The 13,860-nt window shown below is 41.7% G+C and carries 11 protein-coding genes; 2 read left to right on the top strand and 9 right to left on the bottom strand.

The features are described 5' to 3' along the window. Window positions 1-753: 753 nt before the first annotated feature. Both BacF7301_RS23480 and BacF7301_RS23475 read right to left on the bottom strand, forming a co-directional pair. On the bottom strand, window positions 754-1,161 hold the full coding sequence (locus BacF7301_RS23480) for a hypothetical protein (protein WP_167966638.1): 408 nt from the start codon (window positions 1,159-1,161) through the stop codon (window positions 754-756). A gap of 167 nt (window positions 1,162-1,328) precedes the next feature. Next, window positions 1,329-1,583: a type B 50S ribosomal protein L31 gene (locus BacF7301_RS23475; protein ID WP_005678397.1), complete on the bottom strand. Its 255-nt coding sequence runs from the start codon at window positions 1,581-1,583 to the stop codon at window positions 1,329-1,331. Window positions 1,584-1,953: 370 nt separating this feature from the next. Here BacF7301_RS23475 and BacF7301_RS23470 point away from each other — a divergent pair, with 370 nt between their 5' ends. Beyond that, the gene (locus BacF7301_RS23470) at window positions 1,954-2,958 is read left to right on the top strand and encodes a class II fructose-bisphosphate aldolase (protein ID WP_022137411.1); all 1,005 of its coding nucleotides are present in this window, start codon (window positions 1,954-1,956) and stop codon (window positions 2,956-2,958) included. 244 nt (window positions 2,959-3,202) lie between these two features. On the opposite strand, the gene BacF7301_RS23465 is transcribed toward BacF7301_RS23470, so the two are convergent. The 7 genes from BacF7301_RS23465 to BacF7301_RS23435 all read right to left on the bottom strand — a co-directional run bounded on the left by BacF7301_RS23465 (window position 3,203) and on the right by BacF7301_RS23435 (window position 10,500). Then, window positions 3,203-4,516 (bottom strand): tetratricopeptide repeat protein, encoded by a 1,314-nt coding sequence (locus tag BacF7301_RS23465; RefSeq protein ID WP_167966637.1) that lies wholly within the window; start codon window positions 4,514-4,516, stop codon window positions 3,203-3,205. Window positions 4,517-4,771: 255 nt separating this feature from the next. Continuing rightward, window positions 4,772-5,932 (bottom strand): sodium ion-translocating decarboxylase subunit beta, encoded by a 1,161-nt coding sequence (locus tag BacF7301_RS23460; protein WP_167966636.1) that lies wholly within the window; start codon window positions 5,930-5,932, stop codon window positions 4,772-4,774. A 1-nt stretch (window position 5,933) separates the two neighbouring features. After that, on the bottom strand, window positions 5,934-6,365 hold the full coding sequence (locus tag BacF7301_RS23455; RefSeq protein ID WP_167966635.1) for an acetyl-CoA carboxylase biotin carboxyl carrier protein: 432 nt from the start codon (window positions 6,363-6,365) through the stop codon (window positions 5,934-5,936). A gap of 24 nt (window positions 6,366-6,389) precedes the next feature. Beyond that, entirely contained in the window at window positions 6,390-7,310 is a 921-nt protein-coding gene (locus tag BacF7301_RS23450; protein ID WP_167966634.1) for an OadG family transporter subunit, read from the bottom strand. Window positions 7,311-7,341: 31 nt separating this feature from the next. Then, window positions 7,342-8,895 carry an acyl-CoA carboxylase subunit beta gene (locus BacF7301_RS23445; protein WP_167966632.1) on the bottom strand — a complete coding sequence of 518 codons (1,554 nt, stop codon included), beginning with the start codon at window positions 8,893-8,895 and terminating at the stop codon, window positions 7,342-7,344. Between the two features lie 28 nt (window positions 8,896-8,923). Then, window positions 8,924-9,328, bottom strand: a complete 405-nt coding sequence (gene mce / locus BacF7301_RS23440) for a methylmalonyl-CoA epimerase (RefSeq protein ID WP_008999807.1) — start codon at window positions 9,326-9,328, stop codon at window positions 8,924-8,926. Between the two features lie 173 nt (window positions 9,329-9,501). After that, window positions 9,502-10,500, bottom strand: coding sequence for a GNAT family N-acetyltransferase (locus BacF7301_RS23435; protein WP_167966631.1), 999 nt, complete (start codon window positions 10,498-10,500; stop codon window positions 9,502-9,504). Window positions 10,501-10,740: 240 nt separating this feature from the next. On the opposite strand from BacF7301_RS23435, the gene BacF7301_RS23430 reads away from it, so the two are divergent. Beyond that, a complete protein-coding gene (locus tag BacF7301_RS23430; RefSeq protein WP_167966630.1) occupies window positions 10,741-13,857 on the top strand; it encodes a SusC/RagA family TonB-linked outer membrane protein in 3,117 nt (1,038 codons plus the stop codon). Window positions 13,858-13,860: the final 3 nt, after the last annotated feature.

Genomic DNA, 13,860 nt, shown 5'->3' with positions numbered 1-13,860 from the left:
AAGAGACAAAACAATTTGCAGGTATGAATGTTCAAGAAAAGTTTATTTCATTTCTGCACGGTTTTGAGCTAATTGATGTGATTCTCTCACTACTATAAAGTTTAAAAGTGTGCAAGTATCTGCAACGCTGCAACAAAACGGAGATAATAAACTAATAAATAGACAGTTATAGTGTTGCAGATATCTGTTGCAGATGGTGGCAGATAGCCTTTATCTGCCACACTGTATAAAACAATAAATCTTTTATTGCAAACGGTACAATCATATATATGAAACAATGGTTCCCTACATCGAAACTCCCGTTCCCAGGCTGGAAATTGCAGTATCCGCGTATGGAAACGAGAGTATCCGCGTAGGGAAATTGGAGTTTCTGAGTATAGATACTCCAGTTTCCCTATGCGGATACTGACATCAATGTAATGCCTCCGGCTTTTCCTTAAGGGGATATCTGCCCGTAACTACACGATACGTGTTGCAGATAAGGGATATCTGCAACCATCTGCCACAGGTATCTGCAACGCTGTAACTATCTATTTATTAGTTCATTGCCCCCGTTTTGTTGCAGCGTTGCAGATACTTGTATATTTTTAAACTTTATAGTAGCATGAATATTACATTAGACTCATCTTAATACAGATTAGTTCATTTCTGCACAGTTTTTATTCTCCTTCAGCCATTGATTCATATTATTTAATAAAAAAATCCCCGGCAGTGCATACTGTCAGGGATTACTTTTATTAGTTTACTGAAACTTTAGTTCCGTTGCCTTTTGGGCTTTCCGGAAAAAATAGTCAATTCGAAAATTGTGAATATGATTTCGACCGTTGAATAGCCGTTGAGGTCATATTCCAAGTTTTCGTTATCGGAGTAGTATCTGAGATAAACGGTTGGAGTTCCATTATCGAAATCAAGGAAAAGATAAGAAGTGTAATCGTAAATCCCCAAATTGGCAAATTCATTTAGTATGGCAGTGTTGAAAAGCGTGCACCACCCTGTTGTTTCTTCGTTTCCTGACATCTCGAATCTGCGGTGTTCTTTGTTAAAAGCATCTTCATTCACATGTTTGAGTTGCCTTTTTATCTCTGCACTGAAAGACAGACGTTGTCTGATGAAATTGAGTACCTCTTCTTTTGTCATTTGTTTTAATTGAGCTATTTCCATTATATTTGTTTATTAAGTCACCAAAGGTACTCTCTTTATTCGGTAATCAAACATAAATGGAAGTGTTTCTTTTGAAAAACTTACTTTTTGTCGTAGGACACTTTAAACGAAAAAGAGGAAATTCTCAGTGAGAATCTCCTCTTTTTCATCTTTAGCGAAAGATCGAGTTATTTCTTCTTACGGTCACCGTAACGGCTCATGAACTTATCAACACGACCTGCAGTATCCACCAATGTAGATTTACCTGTATAGAACGGGTGAGAAGTGTTAGAGATTTCAATCTTCAGCAACGGGTAAGTTTCACCTTCGAATTCGATGGTTTCTTTAGTTGCTACAGTTGACTTAGACAAAAACATGTCACCATTTGACATATCTTTAAATACTACCGGACGGTATGATTCTGGATGAAGGCCTTTTTTCATTTCAGTATCTGTTTTTTTAATTTATATTCTGTTACTATTTTGGTAAGAAATAGTGTAATGGTCATTTTCAGAGCGCAAAGATAATGTATTTCCGTCAAATAGAAAAAGGTTTTGCAGAAAAAAAGATGATAAAGTGTTTTAGTGCCCTATTGGGTTAATTGGATTATCTGTTACCTGGCTATTCTATCTTTTAGTCATTTGTTTGTAAGGTGGACATTACAATCTAATGTAGGACGAGCTTCCCTGCTAGAATTTGATGTCCGATTTAAGCCTTTTTCTACTATATTTTTCTTTCCGATGTTCGTTATTCGGTGGATAATGCTTACTTTTGCGTAGAATTTTTATTCACTAACAATAAACTTTAAACAAAATGGTAAATTACAAAGATTTAGGATTGGTAAACACGAAAGAAATGTTTGCTAAGGCTATCAAAGGTGGATATGCTATCCCAGCATTCAACTTCAACAATATGGAACAGATGCAAGCTATCATCAAGGCTGCTGTTGAAACTAAATCTCCTGTGATTCTTCAGGTTTCTAAAGGTGCTCGTCAGTATGCTAACGCTACTTTGTTGCGTTACATGGCTCAGGGTGCTGTAGAATATGCTAAAGAATTAGGCTGCGCACATCCGGAAATCGTTCTTCACCTTGACCACGGAGATACTTTCGAAACTTGCAAATCTTGTATCGACTCTGGTTTCTCTTCAGTTATGATCGACGGTTCTCACCTTCCTTACGAAGAAAACGTTGCATTGACTAAGAAAGTGGTTGAATACGCTCATCAGTTTGACGTAACAGTTGAAGGTGAACTTGGCGTATTGGCTGGTGTAGAAGATGAAGTTTCTGCTGACCACCACACATATACTGACCCTGAAGAAGTAATTGATTTCGCTACTCGCACAGGTTGCGACTCTTTGGCTATCTCAATCGGTACTTCTCACGGTGCTTACAAATTTACTCCGGAACAATGTCACATTGACCCGGCTACAGGTATGATGGTTCCTCCTCCATTGGCATTCGAAGTATTGGACGCTGTAATGGAAAAACTTCCGGGATTCCCTATCGTTCTTCACGGTTCATCTTCAGTTCCTCAGGAAGAAGTTGCAACTATCAACAAGTTCGGTGGTAACCTGAAAGCTGCTATCGGTATTCCTGAAGAATGGTTGCGTAAAGCTGCTACTTCTGCAGTTTGCAAGATCAACATCGACTCTGACTCTCGCTTAGCTATGACTGCTGCTATCCGTCAGGTATTCGCAGAAAAACCGGCTGAATTCGACCCACGTAAGTATCTTGGTCCGGCTCGTGACAATATGGAAAAATTGTACAAGCACAAAATCATCAACGTACTTGGTTCTGATAACAAATTGGCTCAGTAATCATCAGATTATTCCAATATAATAAGAAAGGCTGCTTCCGGTTGACGGTAGCAGCCTTTTTAATTGGTGCTAAAGAGGTCTTCTGTTTGCTTGATAAATGGGAATTTTTTAGGCACGGATTACACGGATTTCACGGTTTTTAGAAATATGATTGTATAAAGCAACAGCGTAATCCGTGTAATCCGTGCCTAAAATGACAACACCCCGCAAGGAAACCTTGCCGGGGCGCTACGCCCCTAAATTATCATTTTCCATTCTGAAAGAAATCTTCAATTTTCTGTTTGCTTTTCAAATCTTTCAGCCAGTTGGCGGCAGCGTTATAATAATTGGCCATTCCCAAAACAAGTTCACCTTTTTCGTTCAATTTAGCTTGCTCGGTCTTATCATCTTTAGGGCGCGTTTTCAAGAATGCTTCCAAATAACGCTCTGTGCTTTTTTTGTCTTTCAAGGCAGAAAAGGATAGGTGGGCCATATCATACAAGATTTTGTGATTTTGCCTGTCGTATTTCTGATAGCGTTCTTTCATGGATGCCAGTTGCTCTTTATACATCTGTGCCATCTTGTAGCAATCAGTCATACCGATGTAAAGTCGCGTCATGCTACTGTCTTTCGGTATCGACAGATTGATAGCCTGTTCCAAATACTCTACTCCCTGTTTTTTCCACGAAGTTTTGGCGCAGGCACGTCCGAGATAATAGAGAAGGTTTACATTTTCCGGATCGTATTTCCGGGCGGCTTCCAAAAAGTCATGTGCTTCGTAATATCTTTCTATTGCATAATAACTGATGCCAAGATAGTAGCAAGTATGGAAGGAGCTGTCTCCTTGGTTCACCAAGTATTGATAACGGCGAATTGCGGTAGGATAATCTTGTTTTAAACAGTACGCCAAAGCATTCTGGCGGTTGACTGCGATATTGGTAGTGTCGATCTGCCGGTATTTCTCTGTGGCTTCGATGGCTTCGTCGAAGTAGGAACCTGCTATATTTATAGCGCCTAGTTTGGCGGCGGCAAGATAGTCGCCCGGATATTTCTCCTGAATATTGTAGTAGCATCCGGCTGCGGGGAGCGGTTCACCCATGCCTTCGAAACTTTGTGCCTGCAAGTGCAGGGCAATGGCGGAGCTATCTTTCTCTGTCATCAAACTGCTTTCCCCTAATGCGTCCCTGAACTTTTGCAGGGATAGGAGCAGGGTGATATATTGGATACGCACATATTTGTTTTCCGGATTGAGGTCAAGTGCCCGTTCGTAATACGCTAGTGCCTGATTGCTTTTGGCAAGTGTACGGCAACATTCGGCTGCTTCAATAAATACACGGCTATTTGTAGTGTCGTTCGTGATAATCTCTTGATAGGTGGAAAGTGCTTCTGTGTTGAGTCCCAGTCCTCGCAAAGCTTTTCCTTTTTGCAGGAGGAGGGGAGTGGTCGGCTTCTTTGCTGCGATAAGAGAAAGTGCTGTCTCGTAATCATAGTTTGCCATTGCTTCCTGGATGCGGTCTGTGTGCTGTGCCAGCAACAGAGTGGTGGGACAGAGCAAGAGCAATAGAAGTAATCGTTTCATAAATCGTAATTTTAGTGTGTTGTTAATGAGGTGCAAGTTACTAAAATTATTGTATTTACGAAATATTCGTAGTGTGTTTCAGATAGATTAACGTACCGATAACACTAGATAACATGGCAGAGGAATGTGATATAACGAAAAGAGTGATAATAAAAAATGCCTCTTTCATAGGAAAGAGGCATTTTCGTAGTAGAAAAATCTACTTTTATAATTTTAAGGCATACCGAATGGAAACCCGGCAGGGGCACCTTGCTCCTACATCAAGAATCCCAGCAGGATACCGGCAGCAACAGCTGAACCGATAACTCCGGCAACGTTCGGACCCATAGCGTGCATCAACAGGTAGTTGGTAGGATCGTATTCCAAACCGATAACTTGTGAGATACGTGCCGAGTCGGGAACGGCAGATACACCTGCATTACCGATCAACGGATTAATCTTGTTACCCTTCTTCAGGAAGAGATTGAAGATCTTAACGAAGATTACACCTGACGCAGTTGCAATAATGAATGACAATGCACCGAGAGCGAAAATCTTGATAGAGTCGATAGTCAGGAATTCAGAAGCTTGCGTAGAAGCACCTACTGTCAAACCTAACAGGATAGTGATGGTGTCAATCAACGGACCACTTGCTGTATTGGCAAGACGACGGGTTACACCACTTTCTTTCAACAGGTTACCGAAGAACAGCATACCGAGCAAAGGCAAACCGGAAGGAACCAGGAAGCAAGTCAGCAACAAACCGATAATCGGGAAAATCACCTTCTCCGTGTGAGAAACGGCACGCGGCGGTTTCATACGGATGACGCGTTCGTGTTTGGTGGTGAGCAATCGCATGATAGGCGGCTGTATCACCGGAACCAACGCCATATAGGAGTAGGCGGATACCGCAATGGCTCCCATTAGGTTAGGTGCCAGCTTGGATGAGAGGAAGATGGCCGTCGGGCCGTCTGCACCACCAATGATACCGATTGCACCGGCTTGCATCGGGTCGAAACCTATTTCCAATGCAATCATGTATGCGCCGAAGATACCGAACTGTGCAGCAGCACCGATCAACATCAATTTCGGGTTAGAGATAAGTGCCGAGAAGTCCGTCATGGCACCGATACCCAAGAAGATGAGTGGCGGATACCAACCGGAAGTTACTCCCTGATACAATATATTCAATACTGAACCTTCTTCATAAATACCGACTTTCAGTCCGGCATCCATATTAAAAGGTATATTACCGATTAGCATACCGAACCCGATAGGAATCAGCAACATCGGCTCGAACTCTTTGGCTACCGCCAAATAGATGAACACCAAGCCTACGAGGATCATCACCACGTGTCCTACGGTAGCGTTGGCAAAACCCGTGTAGGTCCAGAAGTCGGCAAGGTTGTTTCCTAAAAAGTTTATAAAATCTCCCATATTATTCGATAATTACGAGGTCATTACCTTCAAGAACAGAATCTCCCTTATTTACATTGATGGCAGTAATCTTGCCGTCTTTGTCCGCATTGATATTGTTTTCCATCTTCATGGCTTCCAATATAATGATGGTCTGTCCTTTCTTTACAGTATCGCCTACATTCACTTTGATGTCGAGGATAACACCCGGTAGCGGAGACTTGACACCTGACTTGCCGGTAGACGGCGCAGTTGGTTTCACAACTTGAGTAGGAGCAGTAGGCGCATTAGGCATAGGGCGTACCACTACTGGCTTTGCAGCCGCTTTGGGCTGTTTCTCCATTTCTACTTTATAGTGTGTACCGTTCACTTCTACATGAGCGATATTGTCTTCAATATCTCCGATGGTTACTTTATATGAGTTACCGTTGATTTTATATTTATATTCTTTCATCGTTTTTACTTTTTATAAGGTGACTTACTTTCTGGGAGGAGTTTCACGCAACGTGTAAATCTTCGAACTCCACGGTGAGTAGCTGCGTTTCACACGAGTGATAGTCAGTACTGTATCTTCTACGTCGTGTACTTCATCCTGCATTTCGTGCAATGCCATAGAAATAGCAGCGTAAACTTCGCCCGGAGCCTGTGACAGCTCTTTCGCTTCTTGTTTGTCGACGCCTTTTGTTCTCATAGTATTGCGCTTGCTTAAGTTGACTGCAACTTTGCCGACAACTTTGAAAGCAATGAACAGAAGAATCAATCCGCAGAATACCACACTCATAGCAGAAATAGACATACCGACACCGTCAGCATCATGTTCCTCGAACTTTTCCATCTTAGCATTACTGTTAAGAGTTTGGTTGTTGGTGCTCGGAGTAACGTATTTGTCACTGCTTGCTCCTTTTACTTCCCATTCTGCTGCACCGTCACTTATGCGTGCATATGATTGGTTAGTACTGAGAGCGCCTGCCGGTATTACAATTTGATCCATCAGCTTTTTGCCGGAGTCGAATAGGCCAATCCAGTTGGCAGTTTCGGGATTCAGCTTGAAGCTGGTGTGGAAAGTACCGCGGTTAGGCTCGCCGTCTGCCCAAAATAAAGCGTGCTGGCGTGGTTTCACTAGCGTAAGTATATCACCTTTCGGGATAAAATAAGTAACTGTATCGCCCGGTTGGCTACTTACTTTCAGCAAGCAAGCTGCCAGGTCGGCGCTACCGAATGATTTATTGAATATTTCAATCCATGCACTGTGCAGTCCGTAATCATCCTGGAAATTATTTTCGTTATCTATCAGGATTTCGTTCAATACCAGCTTATTGTTAGACTTTTTCTCTCCACAAGAAGTCAGCCCAATCAGCAACAGCAAAGAAAGGAATATTCCGATTTTGGTTTTGTTCATAATCGTTCTTGTTTTAATGTGAAAAGTTGGATTACAACGGAATATTACCATGCTTCTTAGCCGGGTTGGTCAGTTTTTTAGTCTGCAACTGCTGTAAAGCGCGGATGACACGGAAACGTGTGTTGCGTGGTTCAATCACGTCATCAATGTAACCGTATTTAGCTGCATTGTAAGGATTGGCAAACAGTTTCGTGTATTCTGCTTCTTTCTCAGCAAGGAATTGTGCCGGATTTTCCTGATCTTTTGCTTCACGTGCGTACAATACTTCTACTGCTCCTGCACCACCCATTACTGCGATTTCAGCAGTTGGCCATGCATAGTTCATATCACCGCGAAGTTGCTTACAACTCATCACGATATGAGAACCACCGTAGGACTTACGCAATGTGATAGTTACTTTAGGTACGGTAGCTTCGCCGTAAGCATACAGCAATTTAGCACCATGAAGGATAACGCCGTTGTATTCCTGACCTGTTCCCGGAAGGAATCCAGGTACGTCTACCAACGACACGATAGGAATATTGAATGCATCGCAGAAACGAACGAAGCGTGCACCCTTACGAGATGCGTTGCTATCGAGCACACCTGCCAGATACTTAGGCTGGTTGGCAACGATACCTACGGATTGTCCGTTGAAACGTGCGAAACCGATGATTATATTCTTGGCATAGTCTTTCTGGATTTCCAGGAACTCACCATTATCAACAACAGCACCGATTACTTCGTACATATCGTATGGTTTAGTCGGGCTGTCAGGGATAATATCATTCAAAGAATCTTCCAAACGGTCGATTGGGTCTGTACAATCTACATAAGGAGCTTCTTCAAGATTATTTTGAGGAATGAAGCTCAACAGATTACGAATCAGTGCGAAACCTTCTTCTTCTGTCTTAGCAGTGAAATGAGTGACACCCGACTTGGTAGAGTGAACACTTGCGCCACCAAGGTTTTCCTGGCTTACATCTTCGCCTGTTACAGTCTTTACAACTTTCGGTCCGGTAAGGAACATATAAGAAGTACCTTCCATCATTAATGTGAAGTCCGTCAAAGCCGGAGAATAAACAGCACCACCGGCACAAGGACCAAAGATACCTGAAATCTGCGGAATAACACCGGAAGCAAGGATATTGCGCTGGAAAATTTCTGCATAACCTGCAAGGGCATTGATACCTTCCTGGATACGTGCGCCACCCGAGTCGTTGATACCGATACATGGAGCACCCATCTTCATTGCCTGATCCATGATCTTACAGATCTTCAATGACATTGTTTCGGATAGTGAACCGGCAGAAACAGTGAAATCCTGTGCAAAAACATATACCAGACGTCCTTCGATAGTACCGCAACCGGTTACTACGCCATCACCTGGATAATGTTTTTTCTCCATGCCGAAGTTCGTGCATCTATGCTCAACGAACATGTCCATTTCTTCGAAGCTACCTTCATCCAGCAACATAGCCAAACGCTCGCGTGCTGTGTATTTCCCTTTTTCATGTTGCTTCGCAATTGCTTTTTCGCCGCCCCCGAGACGTGCTACGGCACGGCGTTCAATAAGCTCTTTAATTTTTTCAAGTTGATTACTCATGAGTTCTTGTTAGTTTTAGAGTTTATGATTAATGTTCGCAGAGTTCTGTCAGCACGCCAAGAGTTGATTTCGGGTGAAGGAAAGCGATGCTTAAACCTTCTGCACCTTTGCGCGGAGCCTTGTCGATAAGGCGGATTTCTTTGCTTTCAGCTTCAGCCAAAGCATTAGCTACGCCATCTTCAACAGCAAATGCAACGTGATGAACACCTGCACCTTTGTTTTCAATAAACTTAGCAATGGTACTCTCAGGGCAAGTCGGCTCCAACAGTTCGATTTTTGTTTCGCCTACTTTTAAGAAAGCGGTTCTTACTTTTTGATCTTCCACTGTTTCAATGTTGTAACACTTCAGACCTAATACATTTTCGTAGTAAGGAAGGGCCTCTTCGATGCTTTTTACAGCAATGCCCAGATGTTCAATGTGTGAAATCTTCATAACTATACTTTTTATTTGGTTTTAATTATGTGCTTATACGGCATAAAACAGCACAAAGAAAGACATTTCTTGCCTAATAAAGAAATATTTCTGCATTTAATTGTTGGGTTATAAAGCATAAAAAATGGCTGGAAGGGAGCACTGGAAGTCGTTTTGCAATCTTGAGATTACATTTAGACATAAAATTTGACTAGAAGTTTGTTCAACCAAGTCCAACTGACGCGGAACCAGCGGCGTGTGCTGCTTTGTTTTCCACCGAAGCGAAGTACGAAATCACGGTAACCGTGTTTGCGGAACGGAAGTCCTACGTCCATAAATTCCATATGCCGGAATCCACGTTCGTGAGCGTCTTCCAGAGCTTTCCAGACAGCGAGTACACCGGGATATTGCAATGCATAAGTCTTTCGCATCCCACCCGAAAACCAAAGGAAAGCACTGTCACCGGAATAAATGCAAACAGAGCCGCCGATAATCTTCTCCTTATATTTTACGATGAATATTTTTGCCTGTTTTCCTTTGATTAGCATACTATTCATATGCCGGAAAAAATCATTGGCAGGGAAGTATCTGCGTATGCGGGAAGAATATACTTTGTGTAACATTCGTGAGAAATCGCGTATTTCTTCTGCGGTATGTGCTTCTTCTACTATTGCTCCATTATTAAGCCCTTTTTTTATCTGACGGATACGCGACGGACTGAATCGGTCTTCAGTCTTTTTCATACTGTGCAATGAATTTCGCACCCGTAACCAATTGACCGGAAAGTAATTATTGCTTCGAAAAAACTTGTAACCGAACATAGAATTATTCAGATTACGGAATTCAATAAGAAAACAGGTGCGCGATGCTTCCTGGGTAAGATGCTCTAGCATCTCGCCGAACACTTCTTCCGCTTTTTCTTTATTGGTATAGAGAGTTTCATCCAAAGCTTCGCCTTCACTATATACCACACAATGTTTCACCAAAGAGGATGGAAGCCATCTCTTTGCCTTACGGATAGCGGCAAGTAAGCGTGCCACTGGTTTACCATCTTCTGTCGCTACTATTAATAAAGGTGTATACCCTGGAGTTGCTTCATAAATCTGAAACAGCTCTTTGGAGTGGAATGTATTCTTTCCTGATAAATCAGGAATATCCTTTCCTTTATAATATGTTGTTAGTTTAAGTGGCATCTAGGTACAAATTTACACTTTTTATTCTTCATTCAACAATAAAATAGAGATTTTGTTGGGGATACTTAAAGTGACGGACAATATAGTTTTCTATCTTTAGTAGAAAAAATGTGCTGAAAAATAGAAATATAGTATCAAAAGTGAGTACTTCTTAAAATAATAATCGTCTTTTTAATTGGTAATAATCAACTGCTTTTATGTAAAACTGAGATAATTAATATTAACTTTAAATTAGAATGAATGAAAGATTATGCATTTGTTGAAGCGTGGAAGACATGCTATTGTCGTACTTCTATGATTTTAGGGCTTTCGTTATTATGTGCCCCTCTGTCTTTTTCGGTTTATGCGGAAGATGGAGTTTCTAATACTATGGTGCAGGTTGTCACACAAACAAAAACTGTACAAGGAACTATTATTGATGAAAATGGCGAGCCTCTGATTGGGGTTTCTATTATTGTGAAAGGAACGAGTACAGGTACGATTACTGATTTTGACGGTCACTTTTCTATCAATCTTCCGGTAGGAAAGAAAGAATTGGTTATCTCTTATATAGGATATAAAGAGCAAACGGTTACTGTTACTGGCAGTGCGCCAGTCAATGTGAAGATGGTAGCAGATACCCAAGCTTTGGATGAAGTGGTGGTAATCGGTTATGGTACAGTGAAGAAGCGTGATTTGACAGGAGCGGTAACTTCCGTTAAAAGTGGAGAAATCACGATGAGTCCGGTTAACAATCCTATGGAAGCACTTCAAGGAAAAGTCGCAGGTTTGGATATCATGAAATCTTCCGGTAAGGCAGGCGCGGATGTGGATATCCAATTGCGTGGAACTCGTTCGATTTACGGTTCTAACACTCCTTTGTTTATTATCGACGGAATTCAGGGCAGCTATAATCAAGTGAATCCGGCGGATATTGAATCTATTGAAGTGCTGAAAGATGCTTCTTCGACAGCTATTTATGGTTCGGCAGGAGCCAATGGCGTTGTCATTATTACTACTAAACAAGGAAAAACAGGAAAAACTACAGTTAACTTTGATGCCTATGTCGGAATCAGTGGCTTTGCCAAATATCCTCATGGAATGGTTGGTGATGAATATGTTAATCTGAAAAAAGAAGCCTGGCGGACGAAAAATAACGAAGAGTATCCGGAATTTATGTCTACAATCTTCAATAAACCGGGAGTGCTTGAGGCTTATGAAGCCGGCAAATGGATTGATTGGGTAGACGAAGTAATGGGGAAAAACGGTGTTCAGCAGAATTATAACCTGTCAGTGACAGGAGGAACGGAAAAGACGAAGATTTTTGCTTCCTTGAATTATAATAATGAAGAAGGATTGATTAAAAACGATGATCGTAAGCGTTATAGCATGCGTCTGAACCTGGACCAATCTATTTTTTCCTGGGCCAAAATAGGTTTCAATACTAACTTGACATATACCGATAGCAATTCACGTAATCAAGGTGTTTTTGTAAATGCATTGACTTTCCTGCCATTGGGTGACGTGTATGATGCAGCAGGAAATATAAACTATGAATATTGTAAAGACGGGGAAAAGGTGAATCCGATGGCTGATGAGGCCAAGGATCAATACGTAAACAATACACGTAGTACCTATTTTGCAGGCAATGCTTACCTGGAACTGACTCCATTAAAGGGGCTTACTTTTAAATCAGTGCTTGGGACTACGTTGAATAATGCCCGTAATGGGGTTTTCTTTGGAAAGAAATCTATTGCCAATATAACTTCCGGTTATCAGGCGCCTCTTGCAGAGATATATAACAGTTCTTCTTATGCTTATAGATGGGAGAATGTGCTGACTTATAATTTTACGTTGGCTAAAGACCATAATTTAGGTGTAACGGGGATTACTTCCTGGTCGAAAAATCAGAATGAGGCGAACGAAAGTCATGCACAGGGGCAGGAACTTGCTTCACAGTCGTTTCATAACCTGGGAGCCGGCACGGAAAAAGTAGTAGTAAGATCGAGCTTCTCACAGACGCAATCGATGTCTTACGCGCTTCGTTTCAATTATAGCTATAAAGGTAAATACCTGTTTACTTTCTCTAATCGTTGGGATGGGGTTTCTCATTTGGCTGTCGGACATAAATGGGATTCTTTCCCGGCTGCGGCTATCGCGTGGCGTATTAGTGATGAAGCTTTTATGGAAAAGACACAGGACTGGCTGTCTAATCTCAAGTTTCGCGCAGGCTATGGTGTGACCGGAAATTCCGGTCGTAAAGATGCTGCCTATTCTTCCACAACAGGAAGTTTTACCTATACTACCGGTGTTGGTTTCGGGAATAACGGGGCCGGACATATCCAATACGGAGGGACGTATGGTAATCCCGATGTAGGCTGGGAAAAGTCTTACAATACAAATATCGGTATTGACTTGGGATTGTTTAATGGAAGAGTTAATCTGACTCTCGACTGGTACAATACAGATACGAAAGATTTGCTGTATGCACGCACGATGCCGATTACTTCAGGAGTATCGGGCTGGGGCTCACCGTTAAAAGCATGGCAGAACCTCGGCGAGACTAATAATAAAGGTGTCGAAATATCATTGAATACTCAGAATATAGTAAAGAAGAATTTTACATGGTCTTCCAATATAACTTTTACTGCTAATAAAGAAAAGATCGTTTCTTTGCCGGACGGAGATGTGAAAGATGAAAAACTATTTGAAGGAGAAGCGATCAGTGTTTTCTATGACTATAAATATTCGGGCATTTGGTCAACTGCTGAGGCAGAGGAAGCTGCCCGGTATAACTGTAAACCTGGCGATATCAAACTTGCTACAGATGGTTCATTCAATGATAAAGGCATCCATACATACAGTAATAAAACAGATTATTTCATTTTGGGCAAGAAAACACCGGACTGGATTCTCGGTTTTCAGAATAACTTTACCTATCGTGATTTTGACCTGAGCTTCTTCGTAATGGCTCGTTGGGGATTTATGGTTAACAATGATGTTATCACCCGTTATAACCCGACTACAAGCTGGGATAATTCACCGACAGGAATCGACTATTGGACACCTGAAAATCAGGGAGCTTATTTGCCTCGTCCGGGACTTCACGAGCAAAAAAGTAATTATGCCGGCTTCACTTCTTTGGCTTATATGGATGGTTCATATATCAAAGTGAAAAATATTACTTTAGGATATTCCCTTCCAAAGAAATGGCTTGCTAAGATTCGTATGGAAAAGCTTCGTGTATATGCTACCGCTTATGATCCGTTTATTTTCGCTAAGGAGGAATTAATGAGAGATCTTGACCCGGAGCGTAATGGTGCATCGGATTTCCCATTGACCAAGAGATTTGTATTTGGTGTAAATGTAACCTTTTAATTA

The sequence above is a fragment of the Bacteroides faecium genome, assembly GCF_012113595.1.
In the GTDB taxonomy this organism is placed as follows: Bacteria; Bacteroidota; Bacteroidia; order Bacteroidales; family Bacteroidaceae; genus Bacteroides; species Bacteroides faecium.
The sequence above is the reverse complement of the archived record's forward strand: the minus strand, read 5'-3'. Positions and strand labels throughout refer to the sequence as shown.

Coding starts and splice junctions, on each gene's coding strand:
- BacF7301_RS23465 (WP_167966637.1), bottom strand. CDS start 4,516: ATGAAACGATTACTTCTATTGCTCTTGCTCTGTCCCACCACTCTGTTG.
- BacF7301_RS23435 (WP_167966631.1), bottom strand. CDS start 10,500: ATGCCACTTAAACTAACAACATATTATAAAGGAAAGGATATTCCTGAT.
- BacF7301_RS23450 (WP_167966634.1), bottom strand. CDS start 7,310: ATGAACAAAACCAAAATCGGAATATTCCTTTCTTTGCTGTTGCTGATT.
- BacF7301_RS23470 (WP_022137411.1), top strand. CDS start 1,954: ATGGTAAATTACAAAGATTTAGGATTGGTAAACACGAAAGAAATGTTT.
- BacF7301_RS23445 (WP_167966632.1), bottom strand. CDS start 8,895: ATGAGTAATCAACTTGAAAAAATTAAAGAGCTTATTGAACGCCGTGCC.
- BacF7301_RS23480 (WP_167966638.1), bottom strand. CDS start 1,161: ATGGAAATAGCTCAATTAAAACAAATGACAAAAGAAGAGGTACTCAAT.
- BacF7301_RS23475 (WP_005678397.1), bottom strand. CDS start 1,583: ATGAAAAAAGGCCTTCATCCAGAATCATACCGTCCGGTAGTATTTAAA.
- mce (WP_008999807.1), bottom strand. CDS start 9,328: ATGAAGATTTCACACATTGAACATCTGGGCATTGCTGTAAAAAGCATC.
- BacF7301_RS23455 (WP_167966635.1), bottom strand. CDS start 6,365: ATGAAAGAATATAAATATAAAATCAACGGTAACTCATATAAAGTAACC.
- BacF7301_RS23430 (WP_167966630.1), top strand. CDS start 10,741: ATGAAAGATTATGCATTTGTTGAAGCGTGGAAGACATGCTATTGTCGT.
- BacF7301_RS23460 (WP_167966636.1), bottom strand. CDS start 5,932: ATGGGAGATTTTATAAACTTTTTAGGAAACAACCTTGCCGACTTCTGG.